Below are 26,814 nucleotides of genomic sequence, written 5' to 3'. Positions count from 1 at the left end.
TGGATAGTTAAGTCACAAGGAATAAGATGCTGCGGCTTTTATGGATCTGGCCAATCTTGGCAAGCACAGTGTTATTCGGCTGTAGCCTTAAGGCATCGCCACCTCAGCAGGCTCCTCTGGTGGCCAACAGTCACTGGAGTAGCCATTATCGGCAAGGAACCTTTGCCGATCATCATTTTGAACAAGCGCTCCCGGCACCGCTACAAAACTTGCTCAAAGAAGCCTTTCAGAATAATCCCAATTTACAGCAAAGCGGCTATGCCCTCGATCAACAGCTCTACCAGATCCAAATTCAACAAGCTCAGCAATGGCCCAATATTGAAGCTTTTATTTCAGGACAACGCAGTGGTACTGATGCAGCCAGCAATGCTCAATTTAAACTGGGACTTAACTTCAATTGGGAAATCGATTGGTTAGCAAAGCTCGATGCGCGCCAACAAGCCGCTATTCTGGATGCTAAGGTCAGCTTTGAGCAATGGCAACAGGCACAAATTAGTTTGGCAGCGACCACCGCAAAGCAGTGGTTCAGCCTTATTGAAGCACAAATGCAACTCGCCTTGGTGAATCAACGTTACGAAAACCTTGGTGCTAACCTGCAAATCATTCAAGAAAACTACCAAAGCGGCCTCAACAGTGCGCTCGACGTCTACCTCGCCCGTGCCGACTTAAGTGCAGCTCAAGTACAGCAAAATAACCGCCAACAACAATTACTCAAAGCCCAGCGCCAACTGGAATTACTACTCGGTCGCTACCCAAGTGGCAGCATCAAAGTGCAAGGCGAACTGGCCGAAGCACTACCAGCGATGCCTGCAGGTTTACCCTCCGAACTGTTACTACGTCGTCATGATTTGAAAGCTGCGCAGTATCAATTGGCTGCCGCCGATCTGCGCGTTTATGCGGCTTATCGAGATCGCTTCCCCAGCCTAAAACTCACCGCCAGCGGCGGGAGTCAAAGCCCACAATTGCAGCAATTAGTGAATGGCGAGTCACTTATTTGGTCGCTGTTTGCAGGCCTGACAGCCCCCATGTTTGATGCTGGCCAACGGAAAAATATACAACTGCAACAATATGCCAAGGCGCAAGCTTTGAATCAGTCTTACTTAGAGAAAATATTGAATAGTTTTGCCGAAGTGGAAAACAGCCTCAGCTTGGAACCAAGTCTCTATCAAAGTGCTCAATTGCTGGCTGCCGCAGCGGAGGATTCGATGCAAGCCGAGACGTTAGCCTTCGAAGGTTATCTGGCAGGCCTCAACGAATACGTGACGGTACTGGAATCGCAGCGGCGTGCCTTCGACGCCCGTAGCAGCGCAATTAGTGCACTCAATTCGCAGTTACAAAATCGAATTGAACTCTACCTCGCCTTAGGCGGCGACCTCAATCATTCACAAACCCGCCGCCAGACCTTTTCTTCAGACGACTTACCTTAACCAGGAGTACTGCCAATATGGCCAAATTACTACGACTTAGCTTGCCAGTACTGATCATCATCTTGGGTATTTTGCTTAGCCAGTATATTAAACAAAACAAACCACAAGCTCAGAAAAAAACTGTCCAACAACAAACCAAATTAGCAGTAGAAGTCAGCCGCTTGCAACCGCAGGATTATCAGGTATGGATTGCCTCCTATGGTAGTATTCAAGCCCATACTGAAACCAAGTTGATCGCTCAGGTGGCGGGTACCATCACCAGTGTTTCCGATAATTTTCGGGAAGGGGAGTTTTTTAAAAAAGGCGAAAAATTACTCAAAATAGATCAGCGAGATTACCAAAATGCGATCACCATTGCCGCTGCCGAACTACAAACCACGCAACTGCAACTCGCCGAAGAGCAAGCCAAAGTCGTCCAAGCATTACGCGATTGGCAGCGTTTAGGGAAAGGTAAACCAGCCAACGATTTGGTTTTACGCAAACCACAACTCGCCGCCAAACAAGCCGCTTTAGCCTCGGCTCAAGCCAAGTTAAGTAAAGCCAAATTGGAACTAGAACGGACCGTGATCCGAGCCCCTTACGCGGGACGGGTGATCGACAAGAATGTCGAGCTTGGTGAATACGTGAGCAGCGGCAAACAACTGGCAAGCAGCTATGCCATCGACTACCTAGAACTGCGTTTACCGCTTAGCTTAAGCGATCAAGCGGTACTGAACATTCCCGAGAACTTTCGCCAAAGTCACAGCAGCATCAGCAAGCCCTTGGTCAAGCTTTATACTCAATTAGGAACGCAACAATACCAATGGCGAGCTCAAATCGAACGTAGCGAGGCAGCACTCAATAGCACCAGCCGCCAACTTTACTTAGTGGCAAAAATCGACGACCCCTACGGACCCAACAATGAAAATAAACCGCCTCTAAAAATCGGCCAATTTGTCAGCGCCAATATTCAAGGGAAAACCTTAAAACAAGTCTATGTGATCCCTCGTAGCGCCTTATATCCAGACCAGCAGGTAGTCATCCTGGAAAATGGTTTATTACAGCGTAAAAAAGTCTCACTGATCTGGCAAGATCCACAAAGTTATATCATCGATGGCGGCTTAAATCCTGGTCAAACATTAGTCACCACCCCGCTAGGCAGGGTGATCAGTGGCACCCCAGCTAGAGTCATAGGAGACTAAGCGATGCATGGTCTAATTGCTTGGTTCGCCCGTAACCACGTAGCCGCCAACCTGTTGATGGTGCTGATTGTCGGCTTAGGTTTATACTCCGCCCGCTACCGTTTACCTTTGGAGGTATTTCCTGAATTTGAGCTGGATATGGTGAACGTGAGTATCGCCTTGCCCGGGTCAAGTCCCGAAGAAAGTGAACAAAGTTTAGCGATCCGCATTGAAGAAGCGATCAGCGATATCGAAGGCATCGACCAAATATCCTCGATATCTCAGGAAGGTGCCGCGCGCGTCAGTGCCGAAGTAAATCCTCACTACGTCACTCGTGATGTGATGGACGACATTAAATCTCGGATCGACGCAATTAATACCTTCCCGAGTGATGCCGAGCGCCCTGTCGTCAGCCTCAGTCAGCGCAAACGTGAGACCATCTCGGTAGCTGTTTCTGGTGCCCTTCAAACCAAAGAACTGCGGCTACTGGCGGAACAGATCCGTGACGAACTATTGCAACTCCCGGAACTAAGTCAGGTGGAACTGGATGCGGTCGCCCCCTACGAAATTTCTATCGAAGTCTCCGAAAGAAAGCTGCGTGAATATGGCTTAAGCCTAAGTAAGGTCGCCGAATCCATTCGACTCGCCTCCTTAGATCTTTCTGCAGGCTCGGTAAAAACACAGGGAGGGGAAATTTTACTGCGCACTAAAGGCCAAGCTTACATTGGCGAAGAGTTCGCGAATTTATTAATCATCAGTCAAGCCGATGGTACTCGTATTAAACTCGCTGATATCGCCACAGTGGTGGATGGTTTCGAAGAAACACCGATTGTGAATCGATTTAATAAACAACCCGCAGTGATGATTGAAGTCTATCGAGTCGGCGATCAAAGCGCCATTGTCGTGGCTGACGCTGTGAAAAACTACATCCTTGAAAAACAGAGTCAATTGCCCACAGGGGTATCGGTCAATTATTGGCGCGACCGCTCCAGCGTGGTAAAAGCCCGTCTCAATACGCTCAAGAACAGCGCCCTGCAAGGCTGTTTATTGGTCGCCTTACTGCTTGCTATTTTCTTACGTCCGGCCATTGCAGTATGGGTCTGTGTTGGCATTCCGCTAAGCTTTATGGGCGGTTTACTGGTGATGCCTACCCTCGATGTCACCATCAACATCATCTCGTTATTTGCCTTCATCATGGTACTGGGAATTTTGGTCGACGATGCCATCGTCACTGGGGAGAATATTTATACTCACCTTAAAGCTGGCGAAGAACCACTATATGCAGCGATTAAGGGGACCCAAGAAGTCGCAGTTCCAGTGACCTTTGGCGTCTTAACTACAGTTGCCGCCTTCCTGCCGCTGCTGATGATTGATGGGGTTCGAGGCAAGATATTTGCGCAAATCCCGATGATTGTGATCCCGGTCTTGTTGTTCTCTTTGATCGAATCAAAACTAATTTTACCAGCCCACCTGAAGCACCTCAAACCACTCAATAAGAATCATTCTAGCCGCTTTAATCGCTGGCAACATGCCATCGCCGATGGCTTTGAAAATGCAATTTTACGCTTCTATCAGCCACTCTTGAAACGTGCACTATCCCGCCGTTTATTAACCCTCAGTCTCGCCATCAGCATCTTCTTAGTCGTGCTATCCTTAGCAACCTCTGGCTGGGTACGCTTTGTTTTCTTTCCAAGAGTGCCAAGCGAAACGGCACGGGCCAGCTTAGTACTACCAGCAGGCACAAGCTTTAATATCACCGATAATTATATTCAACGGATCTTTGAGGCCGCCCGTCAGTTACAAGATCAATACCGAGACTCAGAAAGTGGCGAGAGCATCATTCTCAACATTTTAGCCACTAGTGGCTCTAGCGGCGGCTCTGGCAGCGGCCAAAGTAATACTGGCCGTGTAATGTTTGAAATTGAACCCCCCGAGAGCAGAACCAACCCAGTCACCAGCGCCGATTTAGTGCGTCAGTGGCGGCAACTCATCGGCCCACTTCCCGGAGCAGAGAGCCTTACCTTCCGAGCTGAAATCGGCCGAGGCGGCTCACCTTTAGACATTCAGTTGAGTAGCAATGATTTTTCGGCCATGTCACAAGTTGCCGAACTGACTAGAAAAAAATTAGCCGAATATCCTGCGGTATTTGATATTGAAGATAGTCTAGCCAACGGCAAACAAGAACTACAACTAAACATAAAGCCACAAGCACAAGCCTTAGGTTTAAGCTTAAACGAGCTCGCCCAACAAGTGAGGAGTGCCTTTTTTGGCTATCAGGTACAGCGGATCCAGCGAGGACGTGAAGATGTCAAAGTTTATGTCCGTTATCCAGCGGATGAGCGTCACTCGCAATATAATCTCAATAAAATGCTAATTAGAACAGCCAGCGGCGCTGAACTGCCCTTCGATGAAGTTGCCACATTGCGTCCTTCACAAAGCCCGGCCACGATTACCCGGATCGATCGCTTGCGTACCCAAAATATTCGCGCCGACGTCAACAAACAGCAAGCCAACATCGAAGTGATTAAGAGCGAGCTCCAACAATGGCTCACTCAAACACTTGCCAGCTATCCAGAAGTTAACTTCAGTTTAGAAGGTGAAGCCAAAGAACAGCGCGAATCCTTTACCAGTCTGGCGATTGGCTTAGCATTTGTGCTATTTGTAATTTATGGACTACTCGCCATTCCTTTCCGATCATATTTGCAACCACTGGTGGTGATGTCGATCATCCCCTTTGGTTTAGTCGGCGCGGTACTCGGCCACATGATCATGGGTATGTCGCTAACGGTTATGAGCATGATGGGCATGCTGGCTTTAACCGGCGTTGTAGTCAACGACAGCCTTGTGCTGGTCGACTACATTAACCAGCAACGAGCCAAGGGAATCGACTTGTTCAGTGCGGTCACTAAGGCTGGGGTTGCTCGCTTTAGAGCTGTAATCCTCACCTCGTTAACCACCTTTGCTGGTTTAATGCCTCTGATTTTCGAGAAGAGTACTCAAGCACAGTTTTTAATTCCAATGGCTGTCTCACTTGGTTTTGGGATTATTTTTGCCACCATCGTGACTCTATTGATCGTACCAGTAAATTATTTGTTACTCGAAGATGCTCGTCAGGCCGGAACGAAGGCCAAAAGGTGGTGGCTGGCTGGTTTCGAAAAACCAAAGAATTAATCTACGGCGTACCAGCCCACGCACACAAAGTTGAGCAATCAAGCAAACCGGGCTCGCGACAATTATGTTCTTAGATGTTACTCATGGTCACCGCATGATGAGCTTGCTCGGTGGCCTCTTCAAGCAAGCTAGGTGCCTTACTCTTATTCAGTGCGATTAACTCACAAAGCGGTGCTGGCAAATTATTCGCGACCAACTCAGCACTTAAACCGGCATCAAGGGCATGATGAGCAAAAATAGCTAAACGGATCAACACCGCTGGTTTTGATACTGGATCAAAATCCACCGGATTCAACTGCTGTTCGATGGCATCGGTAATCACCGGAGAGAAGTTCCAACGCTGCGCCAATTCACCACCGATCTGGGCATAATCTAAACCGAGAGTTTGGCGCTGCGCCGATACCCGAGTTTCTCCCGATTCTAAACTCAGCTCAATCAGGCCAGCTTCTTCTGGAGTCGCAATGGCAATCATCAGCTCACCAAAATTATGTAGCATGCCACAGGTGAAGGCTGTATCTGGATCAACATCGGTACATTTAGCGAGGGCTTGAGCCAGCATCGCTACGTACATCGCCTGTGTCCAAAACTGTTTTTGATCGAAGTTTTTATGCGGCATCATGCCGTTCAGTCCCGCCGCAACCACTAACGAGCGAACCCTTTTCAAGCCCAAGCGAATGGCAGCAGCCTCAATTGAATCAATTTGCTTGATCCCGCGGAAGGCGACCGAGTTAGCCATCTTTAATACATTCGCCCCGAGGGACTGATCGGTCGCAAGCTTCCTTCCCAAATGATGCAGGTCGACATTTTCATCGTTAATGCTCATCAGCAATTCCTGCATGATTTGCGGCATCACTGGCAGTTTCTTTACTTGCTGGAAAAAGGCTTCCAGTTCCATGTATGGCTCTCCCAAAAATAAGTGTGAAGCGCGCCCTGCTTTCACACCCCGATGACTCAAATATTAAGCCCTAATTCACAATCTGTAAGCTAGTGAAGGTTCAAATTGTTAAATTGACCCAAACTGAACATTATATAAACAGCTAGTTTGACCTGATAAATATGGAAAACATAGTGATTATTGCACAAAATGACAGGAAAGCTTGGGCCAAGGATAAGCTCGCGTCACAACATTTGTCAGATCAACGACTTACAAATTTAATTATAGAAAACAGAACTTTAGACTACAGCCATTGGTTAGATTGTTTAGGCGCTGAACAGCTGGTCGATTCCCAAGAATACCCCAGCGTTCCGCAAAACCAAATGATTAATAACACCTTAACGTAAGAAGCTCGCCGGAACAGGATCCTGCAATACCATCAAACGAATTTTATCTAACATCACCTGAAACCAGTTAAATTGTTGTAAATGTTCTTGCCGACTCATGCCAATGGTGCCTGCCATGAAGTTTCGCGTAAAGTTATAGAAATAGATACACACGCTAGTCAGCGCTTCATCATCCCAAGCGGACCCTTTTTCGACAAAAGATTGTTTTGCCTGAGTAATCATAATTCCCCGATACCAATCCTCTAGCGCCTTGAAGTCATTATCGTGGGTAAATAATTCATGAAAGCTGACTAACATCACAGCCGTCTCTGGCAACTCATTCACGCGACGCTGACCACTATCTGAGTAATCTTTAATACCGCCGGAAGCCAAATGAAAATTAGTTTCATCAAGCACCACCAGCACCTTATCAAACCATCGATGAGCTAAAGCAAAAAAGATCGACTCTTTATTCAGAAAAAAACGATATAAAGAGGCAATGTCAATCTCTGCATGCTGAGCAATTAAATTAGTATTCACCGCAGCCATGCCTTGCTCTCTAATTAGCGTTAATGTGCTATCTAAAATGTGCTCGACTAGTCGTCTAGTACGCTCTTGGCGTGGCTGCTTACGCATCGCCAAATGCTCAGGAACGACATAGTTTTCCATAATTACCTCTTTCTTCTATAAAAACAGCTCAACGACTGACAAAATTAAAATTAAGATTAAATAAAATATTCCTTAAAATATTTACAGCAGCTTATACTCCACCTCGCCTTACGAAACAACTGTGATTTAACTCATTGCGAGATAAGTTTAGTAAAATTGACAAACTTTATTCTCGACAATGTACGCATATATGCAACAATAACTATATATTTGATTTTTTAATCGAATTTTATAAATAGCTATTCGCGGAGAATACATTGGACCACTCGGCCGAAGATTTAGTTAGCTGGTTTCGCCAATCAGCCCCATATATCAATGCCCATCGCGGTAAAACCTTTGTCATCATGCTCAGTGGTGAAGCCAGCAGCAGTGCCAACTTTAGCAATATTATTCAAGACATTGCTCTGCTCAAAACTCTTGGCGTGAAAATCGTTCTGGTGTGTGGCGCACGCCCGCAAATCGACGCATTAATCCAAGCACATCACCACAGTTGTGAGTTTGCAGGCGAGCAGCGTATCACCGATGAGCGCAGCCTTGACATCATTAAACAGGCGGTCGGTCAGATCCAAATGGACATCGAAGCGCAATTATCGATGGGCTTGGTTAACTCACCTTTACATCAAGCACACATTAATGTGGTTCGTGGTAACTTTGTGGTCGCACAACCGATCGGCATAGAAGACGGCATCGACTTCCTACATACTGGTAAGGTTAGACGAATTAACCATCAAAGCATTAGGCGCCAGCTCGATCATGGTGAAATTCTCATGGTGTCACCGCTGGGAGTCTCGGTAACTGGCGAGTTGTTTAATATTTGCTCTGAAGATATCACCACTGAAATCGCAGTCGCCTTAAACGCCGATAAAGTCATCTATTTCTGTCCAGAACAAGGGATCCATGACGAAGACGGCCAACTAGTGAGTGAGCTACTTCCCGATGCCGCCAATCAACTGATGTGTTCTGAGGCGTTTCTCAAAGCAACAGATAAAGACACACTTCGTTATTTAGCGGCAGCCATTCGCTGCAGTGACCGAGGGATCCAACGTTGTCACCTGGTCAGCTATCAACAAGATGGCTCGCTATTAAACGAATTGTACACTCGAGATGGCAGTGGAACTCAATTGGTCCAATACAGTTACGAGCGAGTTCGCGAAGCAAAGCTGGATGACATTAATGGTATTATCGAACTGATCCGCCCCTTAGAAGAACAAGGTATATTGGTAAGGCGCTCTAGAGAATTATTAGAAATGGAAATAGAGCGTTTCACCATTGTTGAACGCGATGGCATGATTATCGGCTGTGCCGCGCTATATTTGTTTGCTGGCGAGAGTATGGGAGAGCTTGCTTGTCTGGTGAGCCATCCACAATATCGTCAATCTAGCCGCGGCGACCGCTTGCTCCAAGCTATTATTAAGCGGGCGAGAAGCAAAGGCTTAAATCAATTGTTTGTACTCACCACCAAAAGTATTCACTGGTTTAGAGAGCGTGGATTTTCGCCTGCCGATTTCAGCGACCTACCCGCAGAAAAACAGGCTATCTATAATTTGCAACGCCGTTCTAAGATTTTATTGATGGACATTACCGCTTAATCACACTCCGGGTCAATACCGCTCAAGGAAAATTGATCGGTATTGACTTAGAACATCAAACGCCTGCTCTTTCACCGCGATGAATGAATACTCGAACTGCAGCCATAAATGAACCACAGAAGCACAACAAATCCTAAGGTTAGACTTTCTCGCCTATTATTGGCTGCTGCACAAGCAGCTCGACCGGATTAAACTTCAACTCCGTGGCTGGCGAGGCTAACCATTTTTCAACATGCTCTGGCAAACAAGGCTTAGCAAAGCCAAAACCTTGAAACTGCTGACAACCTAAATGCAGCAATTGGTCGAGTTGCGCTCTTAGCTCAATCCCTTCCGCTAATACCTCAATATCGAGGCTGTCACACATGGCAATAATAGTTTTGACCATTTGTGCGTGTTTGCTATTTTGATGAATATTAACGACAAACTGTCGGTCAATTTTCAAGCGAGTCACAGGAAAAAGAACCAAGCGTGACAGATTAGAATAGCCGCTACCAAAATCATCAATAGTAATGGTGAATCCCCAGTTATATAGCACCTCAACCACTTCGCTGGCTCGCTTGGTACTCATACCTAAGGCTGACTCCGTTAATTCGAGTTCAATAAAGCGCGGATGGATCTTATACTTAGTCAAACGGTTCAATAAAAAAGTTACAAAATCAGCTTGTTCTAAATCTACCGCCGAAAGATTGATTGCCACCGATACTGGCGTTAAGCCCTTATCCAGCCATTCCCGGATCTGTTTGCAGCTTCGTTCGATGACCCAACGAGTAACAGCGACCACCAAACCGCGCTCTTCAGCAATCGGAATAAACACCGCTGGCGATACCGGGCCTAATTGCGGTGAAGTCCAACGTAACAAGGCTTCCAAACCAATCAGCTCGCCGCGTTGATTAACTTTCGCTTGATAGACTAAGTACAGCTGCTGTTGCTCACTCTGTAGCATATCCGCCAATACATCAGCGATTTCCTGACGCGCAAAAAACAAATTCATTTCCTGAGGGTTAAACACACAAGCATGTTTAGGAAACGCGTTGGATGAAGCGTAAATGGCCGCGCTAATCAGCTCGTTCGGTGTTTGCCCATGTTGTGGCATCAGAGCAATACCACACTTCACCTCAAACTTAATTGGCTTGTCCTCGAACATAAAACTGGCACACAAACTTTGGTGATGTAGATTCATCTTGTTTACAATTTGCTGCTGACTATCGCCAATGCAAATAAAACCCAAACTAAATTCGCCCACCCGCGCCACAGCCATGGGGGCAATAGGTAATTGACGTATAGTTTTAGCTAAGGTCTGCAAGGCTAAAGATACACCTGTTGAGCCACATTTTTGCTTAATATATTGGCTATTGGCCAACTCAACCACCACGATCGACAAGCCGGTGGTGTAACGTTCAATTAATCGCTCGATATGCTGCCGAAACCACATACTATTGGGTAAGCCAGAATAGGCATCCAAAGACTTCATCTGCTCGCTATTTTTTTGTTCCGACTCTAACTGTTTAGTGAGGGCAATTTGGCTCGATACATCTTCAAAACTCACCAAACTATAATACTTACGCGACATACTTTTCACGCTATAACGTAACGTGATATCAAACCCTGCTTGACTAAGATGAATAATGCCTCGTTTATTTGCCATATTGAGCTGGGGTAACAAGCGGCTAATGGTTTCACTTTTCTTTATCTGCTCGCTGTTCAGCTTAAATAAACGACTGGCCACCTGGTTGAAGTCGACCAAGCAACAATGTCGATCCAACATAATATGCGCATTTGCGGCATCGGCAAACAAGGAGCGGTATAGATCATGATGCATCGATAAAGCTTCATTTTTAAATCTCTGTTGCTTGCCAAGCTTAGCTGCGGCGGCAATGGTTCGGGCAGCCGCTAAAGGTAAACAGATGTTAAACACCAAAAAAATCAAGCTATTTAAATACCAATTGGTATTTTCTAAAACAATATCAAAAGGAAGCCATTGGTAAAACGTAATCCCTTCGGCAGAAATATATAAGGGAAATAGATTAAATAGCATACAAGCTATCGCTGCTCGCATCCCCAATAAAACCAAGGCCACCATCGGTAACGAATAAACCACGATAGAACCGAATAACACCAAATGGGGATCAGAAATAAATAGATGAATACATATTCCAGAAAGGCCAATAGTCAGTAATAACAGCCACGAAACTTGATGATAATAACGCCAACTACATATTAACTGCAGGATAAGCAAGGTATAGAAAAATAGAGTAATGACAAAAATATGATAGTAACCAAGGGCATAAGCCACACGAGAACTATCAACGACAATCGCAGCAGTAAGAATCAGACAAGCGAGCAAAATGATCCGAAGTGCGCTAATTTTCCAATTTTCAATCACTGGATGGACTTGCTCACTATCGTCAAGCAACAGCCAAGCCTTTATCCATAAACCGACTGAACTAAGCAATCCCATTTCCCAATATACTAATTAATGACAAATTTACCTTACCCGATCCCTTCACTAATTCAACATTATTTTACTTGTGTGCTATCGCTAAAAAACAAAAAAAGGCTCCTTAAGAGGAGCCTTGAGAAGTAAACAGGAAAAGGTCGTTTATTATATTGCTAATCGAGCAAGAACAAACCTTTAGAAGTCGTAACGTACCGCTAAAGTAAACTCATCATCTGCACCGTCGATTTGATCAAGCGCGTAAGCAGCAACAACACGTGCTTGCTTGGTTAAGTCGTAACGACCTTCAAGCATCACCCGATCTTTTGCATCTTTATTCTTGGTATCATTCTTATCGTTTTGATAAACCACTTGGGCGCGTAATGCCTTGGTAAATTTGTAACCCAATGCGGCTTCTGTTGCTTTAAATTTATCATCTTTACCACGATAAGCTTCACGTTCGCTGTAGGCCGCCATCATATAAGCATTAGCAATTGAATAATCGGCACCAATAATCCATAAAGAACCATCTTTCACACCATCAGCACTGTTGTTTTGCGCACGATAACCAGCGCCAACATTTAGGCCAAAATCAGAGTTGTAAACTAATGATGCGCCATAAGATGAATCAGCCTTGATGCCGTTGGCATCAGATTGAGAGTCATTATTTTTAAGCTGGTAATCAGCAGTAATATTAATATTTGCGAAGTTACCTTGGTACTTCAGGACATTACTTAAACGCTTACCACCATTGTTTACGTAACCATATTGGTTCGTAAAAGAAACATCGGTGATATCACCAGAGATAGGGTCTAAAGCATCTTTTTGACGACCGTATGTGACTTTACCAAAGTCACCCCCCAAGCCCACGTAAGCTAGGCGTGTTTTAATATTGCCATTTTTATCATCGGTGGCATCGCCATCGGTAATGTCATGCTGTAATTCGTAACGAGCAATGGCATTCAAATTGCTGGTCATGGCCGATTTTAATTTCGCCCCGAAGCGAACATAGGAATCATTTTCACCATCTTGGCCGATATCTGAATTTTCGCTACCCGAGATGTAACCCGCATATACACGACCATAAATATCGACCGCATGCGTATCATCTTCGTATACTTTAGCAGCGTTAGCAGAACCAGCAGCGGCAGCAACCGCAAGTGCAATAAGAGTTAGCTTTTTCATTTTATTCCCTAAAAAATGTGAACTACATCAACTAAAAGTTGAGCAAATATTAGGGTTGACGGATGACAGGCAGGTGACTGAAAAATTAAAGATTTATGACATAGGAACCATTTATGGATAGATGTAAGCCATTGATAATAATAAACTTTACTGGAAACCCAGGTTTAAAAATGACTAGGTGGATAACGCCAGTCAACGGAAAACCATCGTGAATGCCTAATTTTGAAGCGAATAACAAACACTGCGGCTATAAAATTAAAGCAGAAAATCAGATTTGATTCTCTGCAGTTTCAATCTCCACATCACTCGCTATCGAACTTTAGTTCCAAGAAGAGAAAACAACGATTCAGCGCAGCAGGGCCTTCGAGTCGTCACGGTAAACGACTCAATAGGCTATGGTCCAAACCACTCAATGGGACGAATTAAATCGCCTTAAATTGATTACTGATCGCATCATAGTGATAACCAATACTTTCTAAGCGGCGCGACAAAGAGCGCTCCTCACAACCCAAGGTTAAGGTAAGGTCTTCTAAACTATGACATTCCAAACGTAATTTTTCATTCACGATGCCCAACAAAATACTCGCATCTAAGTTAAGCAAATAACTGGCGTCCATCATCGGCTCCTTTTTCGCAATGTACCTCTCTGTTTGAGCTTAGCCAAAAATAAAACAATTGATGCTGAACAAGTAAAAAATTATAGAATTTGAGCGAGAACAAGCGAATAAGAAGGGGCAAACAGGCCCTTAAGCCATGATTAACGAAGCCGACTGTTATTTAATACCGTTCAAAATGATCTGCACCGTGTGTCCATAAGAGGCTTATGGCTAACAGCCAGAGTGGCCTCTGGCTTCATCTATTATCAACTTAGCTTTAAAACTCAAACTGTTCGCGCATGAAAGCCTCATATTCATTACAACCACCAACATGCTTTTCATCAACAAAGATCTGCGGCACGGTTTCTACAGGTTTACCAACCGTTTTTTCTAAGTCTGCTTTAGAAATCCCTTCGGCATGAATATCGATATAACGAAATTTATAATCTTCATGTTTTTCACTAAGTTGTTCAGCAATCTGTTTAGCTCGAACACAAAAAGGGCAACCTGGACGACCAAAAATTACAGCAAACATTGTTAAACTCCATGAGAATAAGATGCGATCATACTATAACGGCTCAAACATAAATAAAAATTGTATCTTACTTTTACAGTGATAGGTCACGGCTATCAAAGCAACGATCTCACTTTATGGCAAATACTTAAGGCGAAGAAGTCATTCAAGCTGACGTATATTTGAGCGAGACTAAAAAGTACTGCCAACAAAAGCCTCCGTGTAATAAGCCTAGGCCTATATAATTAAACCAAGCACGAGACTTGGTTTAATTTGGGCGTTGGGTAAACACCTATTGGTTAGCGATTAAACGCCAAGGCTAGACTAACGGATCTTGATTTTATGTTTTTCTGCCTCCTCTAATTGGACTTTGGGTGCTCTGAGCATCAATAAACCATTGACTAACTCGGCGCTTATTTGATCTGCCTGAATAGACTTCCCGACATTGATACTGCGACTAAAAAAACCGGAGCGACGTTCCTTACGCAATACGTTATCGACATCAGATTGATGCTGTTCAGCTATCTTCGCTTGGATAGTCAACACACCACCCTCTAAGTCAACATCAATGTCGTCTTTCGCGACGCCGGGTAACTCAGCCACAAACAAATAACTATCATCTTTGTCGATGATATCGACACGCGGTTCAAAAAACCCATCTCGACTATTAAAAAAATCAGACCCGACAAGCTCATTCCAAAAATGGTCAGAATCAAACCAGCGGTCTCTAGGAACGAGTTTCATGTCAACCTCCTTAGTCACACGATTAACAGAACCGATCCATAGTTTAAATCTAGTCCATTACGCTAATTTTAGATAGGCCATAGATCTTGCAAAATAGTCAGATTTGATATGCCGCAAGTTGCGCAGAGACAGGGTAACCAAGAGAGAGTAATCGGTACGGTTTATGCCAATGATCCAGAGAGGCGTTCGCTTGCAAACAAGAGATAAAAAAAACCGCTAGGGATTAGCCTAGCGGTTTTTGATGTGAATAGCGTTATATTAAGTCACGAGTTAAAAGGCAACTACCAAAGTAGTTTACTCGGCCGCTTCAACATCTGAGTCGCATTCTTTTGCTTCCATTTCTTCAGTGATGGGCAGGCGGACAAAAAAGCCCTTGCCCGTGGCAAAACAACGCATCGTTGGTTGCTGTTCTTGTTCCATGATGGATATACCTCCTAAAGTTATTACAAGTGTAAAAAGACAAATTTTCGGTTCATTCTTCGTTATTGCCACTTGCGAAAGTAAGGCTAGCTAGTGAATAAAAATTACACAAGAAATAAAATGAAAAGCGCTTCCTTTGCTTATGATTTCTTGATCTAGCTCAGTCTTGCGGGGACTAATCTATAGGTTTTTTTCCAAAATGTGAAGTGCTAATTTAATAGGCTTCAATTTGCCCAAAACCAGCAATAAAAAAATACCCAATAAAAACAAAACCTTACAAATGCTAAGTGAAGTGTAAATCGACCAGAAACGCCCACTCCGGCAGTGCCAAGCACAACAACAGCAAACACTGCGGAAATTAAATCATGATGATAAAAATAAGAACAATTGAATCAATCACTTACTGTGAGAATACAATAAGCAGATAAGGTGTGAATAGATATTCACAAAAATCGTTACTAACAAATCAGACTTTAACAAAGTTCTGCTGTAAGCCCCTAACCAAAAGGGCTAACGCTTTTTCATACGAGTAATATCCATCAGTAACCATAGCGCCAAAATAACCGCTGACACGGAGGCACCATAATTGATATATATTTCGATATAACCCAGTAAAAAACTCACCAAAGGAAGTACAACAACTAGCAATAAGGCCAACAGCAAATAGCCCACAGGATCCCCCTTATTTTTTGTTGCTATTATATCGACTTGGGAATGCGGTAGAAAGCTTATTCGAAATAAGATTTCAACTGTAGTTGGACATAACCATCTTTCCAAACTGTCGTCTCTAAATGCGTTTTGCAAATTGCACATAGCATTCGAGTTGGCAAGCTTAAGTGACCCGATATACGGTTCCCTTTCACTTTAAAGAGCAAATTTTGCTGAGCTTGCCAGCGCACGCCTCCACGCCAACTAGAGCGCCATTGCGGCACTTGTTGGTACTGTAATAAGGCTTTTTGTTGATAATCCTGACTCGGTTCCAAGACTTTATTAGTTCGAAATGCGACCCTTTGTTGCTCTTGTAACCAGTTAATATTGCTAAATAAATCACCAGTAGATGGCGGCTGTTTCAATTGATTTTCGAGACTAAAATCAAACCCAACTTTAGATTGAGCCTGTAAGTTACTCGCCCACAATAATGCCGCTATTAATATCGATAATATAATACCCATAACCAGCTCTCCCCCGTGAATTAAACATTCAACAACTGACTATTCTTATGCAATGCTTAACCAACGACTCATCACCAAGAGGCTAATACCTATACTTAAGAATAGTTGACGCTACTGATTAGTGCTATTTTCATGCCAGTACGCTGCTCGCATTACATTTTCGCAACCTAATGCAACCTCCAGATAACACTCAAGACCTTGTTTGTTACAAAAGAGCGTCTACCATTGGCACTAACTTCAAGTTTTGTGCGAAGTTACTTGACTGTTGGCCCGTAGTTTTCTTTCATATCAGACCAAATGGATAAAATTCACCATTTGGCAATCGCTAACATTTATTCAATAAGTAAAAAGATGTTGTTAAATCGCAACTCTACAAAACAACCATTAGCAGGAACACACTATGCAAATCGGAATACCTAAGGAGATCTTCGACCAGGAGAGCCGGGTAGCCGCCACCCCAAAAACCGTGGAACAGCTATTAAAACTTGGCTTTTCTGTGGCAGTGGAAAGCGGCGCTGGAACAGCAGCCAGCTTTAATGACGAGGCCTATATAGAAGCAGGCGCAGAAATTGTAAGCACAGAGCAAGCTTTTCAAGCTGACTTGGTGTTTAAGGTGAACGCTCCGCTTGATGGCAGTGATAACAGCACCGATGAAATTGCCCTATTAAAGGAAGGCGCAACCTTAGCGAGCTTTGCTTGGCCAGCCCAAAATCCAGAGTTACTTGAGAAATTTAAAGCCGCAAAAGTAAACCTGCTGGCGATGGACATGGTGCCACGGATATCTCGCGCTCAATCTCTTGATGCTCGTAGCTCGTTGGCCAACGTTGATGGTTATCGCGCAGTCATCGAAGCGGCCAACCATTTTGGTCGTTTTTTTACCGGTCAAATCACCGCCGCAGGTAAGGTTCCCCCTGCAAAGGTATTAATTATTGGTGCTGGCGTCGCGGGCTTGGCCGCCATCGGCACAGCAGGTAGTCTAGGAGCGATTGTACGTGCCTTCGACACCCGTCCTGAGGTGAAAGAGCAGATCAATTCGATGGGCGCCGAATTCCTCGAACTTGAATACGAAGAAGAAGACACTGGCAGTGGTGACGGTTACGCTAAAGAAATGAGCGCCGCCTTCATCGAAGCCGAAATGGCCCTATTCCGTGAACAGGCCAAAGACGTAGATATCATCATTACCACGGCTTTAATCCCCGGACGCCCTGCACCAAAACTTATTTTGGCCGACATGGTTGAGTTAATGAAGCCCGGCAGTGTAATTGTCGACTTAGCGGCTGCGACTGGCGGGAACTGTGAATTAACCGAACCCGGTGAAATTGCAGTAAAACACGATGTGACGATCATTGGCCTAACCGATATTTCGCGTCGCCTACCGGCACAAGCTAGCCAGCTATACGGCACCAACTTAGTCAACTTACTCAAGCTATTAAGCCCAGAGAAAAACGGCGAAATTAACATCAACTTCGAAGACGAAGTACTACGTGGTGTGACTTCAGTGAAAGACGGTGAGATTACCTTCCCACCGCCAGCCATTCAAGTCAGCGCTCAACCGAAAGCTGCCGAACCGACTCCCGTAGTCGAAGCAGTTGAAGAGAAACCCAACAAGCCATGGCTTAAGCCATTGATTGCAGCTGCCGGAGCGGCGGCGTTTGCTTGGATAGCCGATGCTGCTCCAAGTGACTTCCTACAACATTTCACGGTGTTTATGCTGGCCTGTGTGGTGGGTTACTACGTGGTATGGAATGTAAGCCATGCACTACATACGCCTCTAATGAGTGTCACCAACGCCATTAGCGGTATTATTATTGTGGGAGCCTTGGTGCAAATGAAAGCCGATACCTCATGGGTAGTTTTACTACTTTCAGGCATTGCCATACTGATTGCCAGCATCAATATTGCTGGTGGTTTTACTGTGACTCAGCGGATGCTGAAAATGTTCCGTAAAGACGTCTAAGGAGAAATAGTCACATGTCTCAAGGTATTGTATCAGCCGCTTATTTAGTCGCTGCCTTATTATTTATTTTCAGCTTGGCAGGCCTCAGTAAGCAAGAAACCGCTCAACGCGGCAACATCTTTGGCATCGTAGGGATGGTAATCGCGGTACTCGCGACCCTCGCCAGTACCCAAGTTACCGGTGGAAGTTGGATTATCACCATCGCCATGGCGATTGGTGCGGCCATTGGTATACGCTTAGCGCTTAAAGTTGAAATGACCGAAATGCCAGAGCTGGTTGCCATCTTGCACAGCTTCGTAGGTATGGCTGCGGTATTAGTTGGCTTTTCCAGCGCTATCGACCACAGCTCGTTAATTGACACTGTCACAGGCCTGATCGACCCTGTCGCCAAATCAATCCACGAAGTTGAAGTTTTCCTTGGCATTTTCATTGGCGCGGTCACCTTTACCGGTTCAGTGGTTGCCTTTGGTAAACTTCGCGGTTTGATCAGTAGTGCCCCTAAAGCGCTACCAGGCGCACACTGGTTAAACTTAGGCATGATTGTGGTCTCAATCTACCTAGGTAGTATCTTCATGGACTCAGAGTCAATGTGGGCGCTGGTGTTCATGACCCTCATTGCCTTTGTATTTGGTTATAACTTAGTGTCGGCGATTGGTGGTGCAGATATGCCAGTCGTGGTTTCAATGCTCAATTCCTACTCTGGTTGGGCTGCAGCCGCCGCAGGTTTCATGCTCGGCAACGACCTATTAATCGTCACCGGTGCTTTGGTGGGTAGCTCTGGTGCAATCCTGTCTTACATCATGTGTAAGGCGATGAACCGCTCATTTGTGAGCGTGATCTTAGGTGGTTTTGGCACCGAAGGCGGCACCGTGGTTGCCGATGTAGACCAAGGCGAGCATACCGAAGTTCAGGCCGAAGACGTCGCCGAAATGCTGAAAGAAGCCAACGAGGTCATTATTGCTCCAGGTTACGGCATGGCCGTCGCACAAGCACAATATCCGGTGGCTGAAATTACTAAGCAATTACGAGCGAAAGGCATTAAGGTTCGCTTTGCGATCCACCCCGTTGCTGGTCGTTTACCGGGCCATATGAATGTGTTGTTAGCCGAAGCCAAAGTCCCTTACGACATCGTGATGGAAATGGATGAAATTAACGAAGACTTCGCCGCTACCGACGTTGTTTTAGTGATTGGTGCCAACGATACAGTGAATCCTGCTGCGAAGGAGCCTGGTAGCCCAATTGCAGGTATGCCAGTACTGGAAGTATGGGATGCCAAGAAGGTGGTAGTATTTAAACGTTCAATGGCCACCGGTTATGCGGGTGTACAAAATCCATTATTCTTTAAAGAGAACACCGACATGTTGTTTGGGGATGCTAAAGAAACGGTACAGAAGATCCTTTCTCATATCTAAGCAGATAATGTGTTGATGAAACAAAGCCGCTCCTAGAGCGGCTTTTTTGATTGTCAAATCAAACACTGTTAATGATTCAATCATTATCGTTTGGTTTAAAATTATCAGCCAAAGGATTCAAATATTTTACGAAGAAATATCCGATAATTATGAATCTTCGCTAGACAGGAAGCTAAAGGACAGCATTAAGCTTTACTCCGCTAAATTAGAGCAATGCAAAGCGCAACCTATAAGGCCTGATTTTAACACTGATCCAATTCAACTCATCAAGCGAAGGCTTTCACTTCACTCTTTAATCACCATCATGCCCACGGAGTATCGCACTCAATCAGCGATGAAGTGGAGTACTAGGGAGCAGACGACTTGGGCGTAGCAAGTTTCCTTAGGCGCGTTGGTTGATGAGAAACGCAAGATTTAAGGGAATACGGGGTGACCTTTGTTCTGTGTACGAAGCTTTAGCCAGCAAAGCTTAGTATCGCCGTCAAGGTGAAACCCAAACGCACCATAAAAACTAATGCGAAATAAGCCCCCCAAACCATAACAAAAAAGCTCCCGAGGGAGCTTCCAATCAATCACATCAAGCCAATCACCAAAATAGAACTTATGAGAATTTAGTTTCTTTCAGCTTTTGCGCTAATACACGACGTTCTGTCGACAATTCAGCATTTTTGATCGTATATTCATCCACGCGATCTTCATAGTCGCCACGCATATTTTCAATAATCAATTTAATTTCTTCGACACTCATACCCGCTTGAATGTAGTTACTTAGGTTATCGAGTAACTCAACTCGTTTGCGGTTATCGCGAATTTTTTTGTCCACATCGGCCATTTCACGCTTCAATTTGTTACGTCGACGACTCATAGAAACAAACTCCAAAACCAGCGCTACGTTTTCTACATTTTTGTTTTCCATTACTACTCCTAAGTGGTGAGAATTCACAAATGCACACTCTAAGCTTAACTTACCCGCTTAAGTTTTTTCAGCAACGTTTATTTCAACAAAAGTCTATTCGACTTTAGCTAGATCAAAATAATACCAGTGCTGAATCATCTGATAGGCGGCCCTGATTAACCACACAAACCAGTCCAATGTCGCTACCTGAGCGCAATATCATCCGTTACAAATAAAAATAAAGCTCCTCAAGGCGCTATATTTGGCTTACCACATCAAGTCGTCAGGCACTTGGTAATCGGCGTAAGGATCATCTTCGTCAATCACATCCTGACTAGGATCGTTGATCAGCACCACTACGTTTTCATCACGCTGGGCAACCTTTTCAGCCACGATCGTCGGTACCACTTGGTATGCCTCACCTAAAGTCACAATGGCTAAGCGACCGTTACTCAGTTGCTTGCGCAACTCTTCGGTGACAAAAATCTTTTTAATCACCCCGTTGTGAGTAAAGTTATAGCCTTCGTCTCCGCGCTTCCGATCAATCATATTCATTTCGATCAGCTGTTTAATTTGTGCGGCAACCGCTTTTTTTGCTTTTTCAGCATTTTGCTGCTGAGCTAATTCGGCATCCCGTTGCTGTTGTTCTATTTTGACTTGTTCAGCGGCAGCTTTCACTTCTTTAGCCAAAGTGCGTGATTTTTTATTGGTTTTACCGACTTTCTTAGCTTTTTTCTTGTCAACTAAACCTGCTTTAAGCATTTGCTCTTGCAGTGATAATTTGGCCATGAGAACTGAACTACCTTCACTAAGTTGGAATTAAAAATGGCGGTACCGCCGTAGTCCTGAATGATACGCCAAGCCACTTGTAAATTGAACCTTGAAGTCACTTAAACCAAACAAGCTATCGGCTTTAGGCGATCGGCTTAAATTCAACTCTGGCTCTTGATTTCGACTTAAGTTCATTACAAGAGCTAGAATTACAGAAATAACTGGCAGCCCCACAGGCTGCTAGCTTTTCTAACGCTGCGTCACAGTCTGGGCAATAGGCCAGCTTCTGATAATGCAGCTGACAACTTGCGCAATAGTATTGCCCATCCCAGTCCAGCGCTTTCCCACAATCGGGACAGTCATTATTCGCACTCATGATCGACTCCTGTTGAATTTTTCCGCCAATATATAGCATATGCCATTATTGGTAAATATGATCTTGGCAAATATTAAACCACTACAATACTTAAGCGAGCAGCAAGCAAGTTGAGCAAGCAAGTAATATTCATGAGAAAATTCATATATACTTCTTACATGATCATATTTACAGTGGTTTCCCGTGGAACTTAGCAGCCTGCCTGTAACGGCCCTGAAAGGTGTTGGCGATAGACTCGCCGAAAAGTTATTACGACTGGAGATTCGTAGCGTCGGTGATTTGCTCACCCATTTACCCCTGCGCTACGAAGATCGCACCCATATTTGGCCTATTCACGACTTGTTGCACGGCAGCCATGTTTCAGTTCATGGCGAGATCACTAAAACCGAATTAATCTATGCACGTCGCCGTATGCTCACCTGTCGCATCAATGATGGCAGTGGCAGTATCACCTTACGTTTTTTTAACTTCAATAACGCCCAGCAAGCAGCCATGCAACAGGGTTTATGGATGCGCTGCTTTGGTGAAGTGAAACGCGGCAAGCACGGTTGGGAGATGATTCATCCCGAATACAGCATTGTGAGCGATGTTAGCGCCCCCTTAGTTGAAGAAAAACTCACTCCTGTCTACCCAACCACCGAAGGACTCAAGCAACTCAATCTACGTAAACTTAGCGAGCAGGCCTTCGCCTTACTAGAACAATATCCGCTAGTCGACTGGCTCCCCAGCCACCTGCGCCCGCACGGTTTAGACATTAACCAAGCCTTAAAGCTATTACACCGCCCGGAACCAGATTGCCAACTCAGTCTATTGGAAGAAGGCCGTCATCCGGCCCAGCAACGCTTAATTATAGAGGAATTGGCCGCTCACCAGCTCAGCATGCTTAAGCTACGCCAACAACAGCAACGCCAGGCAGCTATTGCCCTACCCTTGGTGAGCCAACTCGAACAACAATTTCTAAGCGCGCTGCCTTTCAAACCCACTCGGGCCCAGCAGAAGGTCACCGCCGAAATAAAGCAAGATACCCAACAAGCCCATGCGATGATGCGCCTAGTGCAAGGCGATGTGGGTAGTGGTAAAACACTGGTCGCAGCGATGGCAGCCATACAGGCCTTGGGCAATGGCTACCAAGTGGCTCTCATGGCTCCCACCGAAATATTGGCAGAGCAACATGCGCTTAACTTTCAAGGCTGGTTCGAGCCCTTAGGTATTAAGCTGGCCTGGCTCGCTGGAAAACAAAAGGGCAAGGCACGCCAACAAGCACTCGCCGAGATCGCCTCAGGCGAAGCGCAAATGGTGGTGGGCACCCATGCGATTTTCCAAGAACAAGTCCAGTTCCACAAACTGGCTTTGGTGATTATTGATGAGCAACACCGCTTTGGGGTGCATCAACGGATGGCACTACGGGAAAAAGGTGCAGCTATCGAAGGCAGCAATACCCTACCTCACCAGTTAATTATGACCGCCACTCCAATTCCGCGAACTTTAGCGATGACTGCCTATGCCGATTTAGAGCTTTCGATCATCGATGAATTACCGCCGGGGCGGACTCCCATAACCACTGTAGCACTGCCCGATACTCGGCGGGAACAGGTGATTGAGCGAGTCTACCAAGCCTGCCACAAAGATGGTCGTCAAGCCTATTGGGTCTGTACCTTAATTGAAGAATCGGAAGTATTACAGTGTCAAGCTGCCGAAGACACCGCCGAAACCCTACAAAAACAATTACCGGATCTGCGTATTGGGCTGGTACATGGACGAATGAAAGCCCAAGAAAAGCAATGGGTGATGGCGCAATTTAAAAACCACCAACTCGATCTACTCGTCGCAACCACGGTCATTGAAGTCGGTGTCGATGTGCCAAACTCCAGTCTGATGATTATTGAAAACCCAGAACGACTGGGTTTAGCACAATTACATCAACTTCGTGGCCGGGTGGGACGAGGTGAGGTAGAAAGTCACTGCGTATTGATGTACCACAGTCCGCTCTCAAAGACTTCAAGCGCGCGCTTAAGTGTTTTACGCGACAGTACCGATGGCTTCGTGATCGCTCAGCGAGACATGGAATTACGAGGCCCCGGTGAACTACTCGGCACCAAACAAACTGGCCTTGCCGAGTTCAAAATCGCCGACTTAGTCAGAGACCAAGCACTAATTCACGAGGCGCAAAGCCTCGCCAAACAACTACTGCAACAACACAGTGCTAGTGTTACGCCACTCATTAGCCGCTGGTTAGCCGAACGCGAGCAATTTGCCCAAGCCTAACAACAGCCAAACTTACAATCACTGTTCGGACATACCGCACCATGTCCTGAGAATATGCGCTATGCTGGCTGCTCCGCATCTAGATTAGAAAATGAACGACAACTGTCTACTGCCCGCTGCCAGCCTTGATACAACTGCTGACGCTGTTGCGCTTGCATATTCGGCGTAAAGCAACGCTCTGTCGAGTTAATCTCAGCCAAACTCTCAGTGCCATCCCAATAGCCCACCGCTAAACCAGCAAGATAAGCCGCACCTAAAGCGGTTGATTCGATCAATGAGGGGCGTAATACCTCCGTAGCCAACAAATCCGCTTGAAACTGCAATAAGAAATCATTGGCCACGGCACCACCGTCCACTCGCAGTTGTTGTAAACGGATCCCGGCATCGGCCTGCATCGCATCTAATAAATCACGACTTTGATAGGCGATCGACTCCAGTGCTGCTCGAATTATATGGTTACGATTGGCCCCACGAGTTAAACCGACAATACTGCCACGAGCATGTGGATCCCAATAAGGAGCGCCTAAACCCACAAAGGCAGGCACCAAATAAACGCCATTTGTATCAGCGACCTTAGCAGCAAAATATTCGGTATCGGCGGCTTCGCGGATCAAGCCCAACTCATCACGTAACCACTGAATAGTAGCTCCCCCCATAAAGACACTGCCTTCCAAGGCATAACTCAATTGACCATTCAGGGACATCGCAATGGTGGTGAGCAAACCATGACTCGACTTCACCGGTTTATCACCCGTGTTCATCAACAAGAAGCAACCAGTCCCGTAAGTATTTTTGGCCATTCCTTGGTGCAAACACTGCTGACCAAATAAAGCAGCCTGTTGATCGCCAGCGATCCCGGCGATTGGGATCCGAGTTCCTCCCTTCCCCCCAATATTGGTTTTTCCATAGATCTCGGAACAAGACTTTAGCTCCGGTAACATTTGTCTGGGAATATCAAACAGCGCCAGTAAAGTCTCATCCCACTGTAAGCTATGAATATTAAACAACATGGTACGGGACGCATTGGTCAGATCGGTGGCATGCACTCGCCCACCAGTTAATTTCCAGAGTAACCAAGTATCTACGGTCCCAAACAATAAATCTCCCGCTTCCGCTTTAGCTCTCGCACCAACAACGTTATCGAGGATCCATTTCAACTTTGAAGCAGAGAAGTAAGCGTCTAATACCAAACCGGTATTCTCTTGCACATAGTCTTGCCAGCCTTGCTCTCGTAATTGTTCGCACAATTCGGTGGTTCGGCGACATTGCCAAACAATCGCGTTATACACTGGCTGACCGCTGTGTTTGTCCCAGACAATGGTCGTTTCACGCTGATTGGTAATACCAATCGCGGCGATATGCTCGCTGGTGATGCCAGTTTTGGCCATCACCTCAGTAAGAGCCGCACTTTGGCTAGCCCATATCTCCATTGGATTGTGCTCTACCCAGCCTGGTTTCGGGAAATACTGAGTAAATTCGCGTTGTACACTACCGACAATTTCAGATTGATGATTAAAAATGATCGCCCGAGAACTGGTTGTGCCTTGATCGAGAGCCACGATATAACGTGCCGGTTCCATAAAGACTCCACTATATTGAGGAATTATTTGTATATTATGCTCGAAATCGAACATTAAGCTGATATTTGGCAAGTTTCCGTGACTACGGTTCAATTTACTCGCTACATTTATTGCTAAGTTTTAAGTCAAATAACGCTGCAGTTCCGTCAAAGCCACAAATAAAAGCTAAACTGCATGTTCCTAAGAAAATGAGAGCACGTGTCGTGAAACAAACCCAACGCCACCAGCAAATATTGCAAATATTAAAAACTCAAGGTTTTGTAGCGACCGAGCAATTCGTTGAATCGCTGGCCGTCAGCCCACAAACCATTCGCCGTGATCTGAATAACTTAGCCGAGCAACAACTCATCCATCGCCATCATGGTGGGGCCTCTTTACTCAGTAGCAGCGTCGTGAACGACTCTTACGCCAAGCGAAAAATTAAACAAGCGACAGAAAAACAAAGTATTGCACGTAAACTCGCCGAACAGATCCCCAACGGCGCATCGCTATTTTTAGACATCGGCACCACCTCGGAAACCCTTGCGAAGGCTCTGCTTAAACACCGCGACTTACGCATCATCACCAACAACATTCATGTGGCAAACATATTAATGTCTAAAGATGACTTTCAAGTCATTCTGGCGGGCGGCACCCTGCGCAATAAAGATGGAGGGATTGTTGGCGAAGCCACCACTGACTTCATCCATCAGTTTCGTCTCGACTATGGATTGATCACCGTCAGTGGCATTGATTTAGACGGTTCTTTACTCGATTTTGATTATCATGAGGCACGGGTCACTCAGGCCATCATCGCTTGCTCACGCAAGGTGATCCTTGCTGCAGACCACAGCAAGTTTGGTCGTAATGCGATGATCAACATCGGCAATATCGCCCAAGTAGACCAGTTCTACAGTGACAGAGCCGTGCCACAAGCCATCGCAGATATCTTAAAGCGAGCACAAATACCGTTGGTGCTATGTCCAGACCCGATTAATTTACTTGCTGAAACTTAACCCTATTGATGCCCTGCCTACTTTTTCGGCATGGCTTAAATACGGCGCATAAAAGCGCAGCCTATCAGCCATGAAATTCAACTGGAGCAGTCCGCCATCCCCAGAACCTCAATCGCGCAAAGCGAGCGTCTCATCTCACCACTCCTGCTCCGATAGCGCCCAAGCTGTAGCATCTATAAAATTGTTCTTAATTTAATCAATAAATGTCGTTTGTTGATTGTT

At 45.4% G+C, this 26,814-nt stretch carries 23 protein-coding genes; 9 read left to right on the top strand and 14 right to left on the bottom strand.

What is annotated here, in order from left to right; genetic code table 11:
* Nucleotides 1-26: 26 nt before the first annotated feature.
* Genes ACRRSX_RS01525 through ACRRSX_RS01515 form a run of 3 tightly spaced genes read left to right on the top strand, consistent with a single transcriptional unit; the run spans nucleotide 27 to nucleotide 5,758 of the window.
* Nucleotides 27-1,427, top strand: a complete 1,401-nt coding sequence (locus ACRRSX_RS01525) for a TolC family protein (protein WP_432454966.1) — start codon at nucleotides 27-29, stop codon at nucleotides 1,425-1,427.
* A gap of 17 nt (nucleotides 1,428-1,444) precedes the next feature.
* Nucleotides 1,445-2,608 carry an efflux RND transporter periplasmic adaptor subunit gene (locus ACRRSX_RS01520; RefSeq protein ID WP_432454967.1) on the top strand — a complete coding sequence of 388 codons (1,164 nt, stop codon included), beginning with the start codon at nucleotides 1,445-1,447 and terminating at the stop codon, nucleotides 2,606-2,608.
* Between the two features lie 3 nt (nucleotides 2,609-2,611).
* Nucleotides 2,612-5,758 carry an efflux RND transporter permease subunit gene (locus tag ACRRSX_RS01515; protein ID WP_432454968.1) on the top strand — a complete coding sequence of 1,049 codons (3,147 nt, stop codon included), beginning with the start codon at nucleotides 2,612-2,614 and terminating at the stop codon, nucleotides 5,756-5,758.
* 70 nt (nucleotides 5,759-5,828) lie between these two features.
* Here ACRRSX_RS01515 and ACRRSX_RS01510 read toward each other — a convergent pair whose 3' ends face one another.
* Nucleotides 5,829-6,653 (bottom strand): HDOD domain-containing protein, encoded by an 825-nt coding sequence (locus tag ACRRSX_RS01510; protein ID WP_432454969.1) that lies wholly within the window; start codon nucleotides 6,651-6,653, stop codon nucleotides 5,829-5,831.
* A gap of 173 nt (nucleotides 6,654-6,826) precedes the next feature.
* On the opposite strand from ACRRSX_RS01510, the gene ACRRSX_RS01505 reads away from it, so the two are divergent.
* Nucleotides 6,827-7,039: a hypothetical protein gene (locus ACRRSX_RS01505; protein ID WP_432454970.1), complete on the top strand. Its 213-nt coding sequence runs from the start codon at nucleotides 6,827-6,829 to the stop codon at nucleotides 7,037-7,039.
* Here the strand turns inward: ACRRSX_RS01505 and ACRRSX_RS01500 are convergent.
* The gene (locus tag ACRRSX_RS01500; protein ID WP_432454971.1) at nucleotides 7,031-7,687 is read right to left on the bottom strand and encodes a TetR/AcrR family transcriptional regulator; all 657 of its coding nucleotides are present in this window, start codon (nucleotides 7,685-7,687) and stop codon (nucleotides 7,031-7,033) included. The two genes, ACRRSX_RS01505 and ACRRSX_RS01500, sit on opposite strands and share 9 nt — an antisense overlap.
* 257 nt (nucleotides 7,688-7,944) lie before the next feature.
* On the opposite strand from ACRRSX_RS01500, the gene argA reads away from it, so the two are divergent.
* A complete protein-coding gene (gene argA / locus ACRRSX_RS01495; RefSeq protein ID WP_432454972.1) occupies nucleotides 7,945-9,276 on the top strand; it encodes an amino-acid N-acetyltransferase in 1,332 nt (443 codons plus the stop codon).
* Nucleotides 9,277-9,415: 139 nt separating this feature from the next.
* Here the strand turns inward: argA and ACRRSX_RS01490 are convergent, their stop codons facing one another.
* The 8 genes from ACRRSX_RS01490 to ACRRSX_RS01455 form a co-directional block, all read right to left on the bottom strand.
* Nucleotides 9,416-11,728, bottom strand: coding sequence for a putative bifunctional diguanylate cyclase/phosphodiesterase (locus ACRRSX_RS01490; RefSeq protein WP_432454973.1), 2,313 nt, complete (start codon nucleotides 11,726-11,728; stop codon nucleotides 9,416-9,418).
* Nucleotides 11,729-11,908: 180 nt separating this feature from the next.
* Nucleotides 11,909-12,895 carry a porin gene (locus ACRRSX_RS01485; RefSeq protein ID WP_432454974.1) on the bottom strand — a complete coding sequence of 329 codons (987 nt, stop codon included), beginning with the start codon at nucleotides 12,893-12,895 and terminating at the stop codon, nucleotides 11,909-11,911.
* Nucleotides 12,896-13,317: 422 nt separating this feature from the next.
* On the bottom strand, nucleotides 13,318-13,515 hold the full coding sequence (locus ACRRSX_RS01480) for a DUF4250 domain-containing protein (protein WP_432454975.1): 198 nt from the start codon (nucleotides 13,513-13,515) through the stop codon (nucleotides 13,318-13,320).
* A gap of 253 nt (nucleotides 13,516-13,768) precedes the next feature.
* Nucleotides 13,769-14,026 (bottom strand): GrxA family glutaredoxin, encoded by a 258-nt coding sequence (locus ACRRSX_RS01475; RefSeq protein WP_432454976.1) that lies wholly within the window; start codon nucleotides 14,024-14,026, stop codon nucleotides 13,769-13,771.
* A 303-nt stretch (nucleotides 14,027-14,329) separates the two neighbouring features.
* A complete protein-coding gene (locus ACRRSX_RS01470; protein ID WP_432454977.1) occupies nucleotides 14,330-14,749 on the bottom strand; it encodes an Hsp20/alpha crystallin family protein in 420 nt (139 codons plus the stop codon).
* Between the two features lie 294 nt (nucleotides 14,750-15,043).
* The gene (locus tag ACRRSX_RS01465) at nucleotides 15,044-15,169 is read right to left on the bottom strand and encodes a hypothetical protein (RefSeq protein WP_432454978.1); all 126 of its coding nucleotides are present in this window, start codon (nucleotides 15,167-15,169) and stop codon (nucleotides 15,044-15,046) included.
* A gap of 510 nt (nucleotides 15,170-15,679) precedes the next feature.
* Complete coding sequence (locus tag ACRRSX_RS01460) at nucleotides 15,680-15,841, bottom strand: hypothetical protein (RefSeq protein WP_432454979.1); 162 nt, start codon at nucleotides 15,839-15,841, stop codon at nucleotides 15,680-15,682.
* 56 nt (nucleotides 15,842-15,897) lie between these two features.
* On the bottom strand, nucleotides 15,898-16,341 hold the full coding sequence (locus tag ACRRSX_RS01455) for a hypothetical protein (protein ID WP_432454980.1): 444 nt from the start codon (nucleotides 16,339-16,341) through the stop codon (nucleotides 15,898-15,900).
* A 400-nt stretch (nucleotides 16,342-16,741) separates the two neighbouring features.
* Here ACRRSX_RS01455 and ACRRSX_RS01450 point away from each other — a divergent pair, with 400 nt between their 5' ends.
* Nucleotides 16,742-18,298 (top strand): Re/Si-specific NAD(P)(+) transhydrogenase subunit alpha, encoded by a 1,557-nt coding sequence (locus ACRRSX_RS01450; protein ID WP_432454981.1) that lies wholly within the window; start codon nucleotides 16,742-16,744, stop codon nucleotides 18,296-18,298.
* Between the two features lie 14 nt (nucleotides 18,299-18,312).
* Nucleotides 18,313-19,710 (top strand): Re/Si-specific NAD(P)(+) transhydrogenase subunit beta, encoded by a 1,398-nt coding sequence (gene pntB / locus ACRRSX_RS01445; protein WP_432454982.1) that lies wholly within the window; start codon nucleotides 18,313-18,315, stop codon nucleotides 19,708-19,710.
* 601 nt (nucleotides 19,711-20,311) lie between these two features.
* On the opposite strand, the gene ACRRSX_RS01440 is transcribed toward pntB, so the two are convergent.
* The 3 genes from ACRRSX_RS01440 to ACRRSX_RS01430 all read right to left on the bottom strand — a co-directional run bounded on the left by ACRRSX_RS01440 (nucleotide 20,312) and on the right by ACRRSX_RS01430 (nucleotide 21,752).
* Nucleotides 20,312-20,626 carry a DUF496 family protein gene (locus ACRRSX_RS01440; protein WP_432454983.1) on the bottom strand — a complete coding sequence of 105 codons (315 nt, stop codon included), beginning with the start codon at nucleotides 20,624-20,626 and terminating at the stop codon, nucleotides 20,312-20,314.
* A 246-nt stretch (nucleotides 20,627-20,872) separates the two neighbouring features.
* Nucleotides 20,873-21,394: a DUF2058 domain-containing protein gene (locus ACRRSX_RS01435; protein ID WP_432454984.1), complete on the bottom strand. Its 522-nt coding sequence runs from the start codon at nucleotides 21,392-21,394 to the stop codon at nucleotides 20,873-20,875.
* Between the two features lie 124 nt (nucleotides 21,395-21,518).
* On the bottom strand, nucleotides 21,519-21,752 hold the full coding sequence (locus ACRRSX_RS01430; protein WP_432454985.1) for a zinc ribbon domain-containing protein: 234 nt from the start codon (nucleotides 21,750-21,752) through the stop codon (nucleotides 21,519-21,521).
* A 183-nt stretch (nucleotides 21,753-21,935) separates the two neighbouring features.
* Here ACRRSX_RS01430 and recG point away from each other — a divergent pair, with 183 nt between their 5' ends.
* Complete coding sequence (gene recG / locus ACRRSX_RS01425; protein WP_432454986.1) at nucleotides 21,936-24,017, top strand: ATP-dependent DNA helicase RecG; 2,082 nt, start codon at nucleotides 21,936-21,938, stop codon at nucleotides 24,015-24,017.
* 59 nt (nucleotides 24,018-24,076) lie between these two features.
* Here the strand turns inward: recG and glpK are convergent, their stop codons facing one another.
* Complete coding sequence (glpK, locus tag ACRRSX_RS01420; RefSeq protein ID WP_432454987.1) at nucleotides 24,077-25,597, bottom strand: glycerol kinase GlpK; 1,521 nt, start codon at nucleotides 25,595-25,597, stop codon at nucleotides 24,077-24,079.
* A gap of 203 nt (nucleotides 25,598-25,800) precedes the next feature.
* On the opposite strand from glpK, the gene ACRRSX_RS01415 reads away from it, so the two are divergent.
* Complete coding sequence (locus ACRRSX_RS01415; RefSeq protein ID WP_432454988.1) at nucleotides 25,801-26,592, top strand: DeoR/GlpR family transcriptional regulator; 792 nt, start codon at nucleotides 25,801-25,803, stop codon at nucleotides 26,590-26,592.
* The last annotated feature ends 222 nt before the right edge of the window (nucleotides 26,593-26,814 follow it).

The sequence above is a fragment of the Agarivorans sp. QJM3NY_30 genome (assembly GCF_050870855.2).
Classification (GTDB): domain Bacteria; phylum Pseudomonadota; class Gammaproteobacteria; order Enterobacterales; family Celerinatantimonadaceae; genus Agarivorans.
This window is presented reverse-complemented; position numbering and strand designations above follow the sequence as displayed.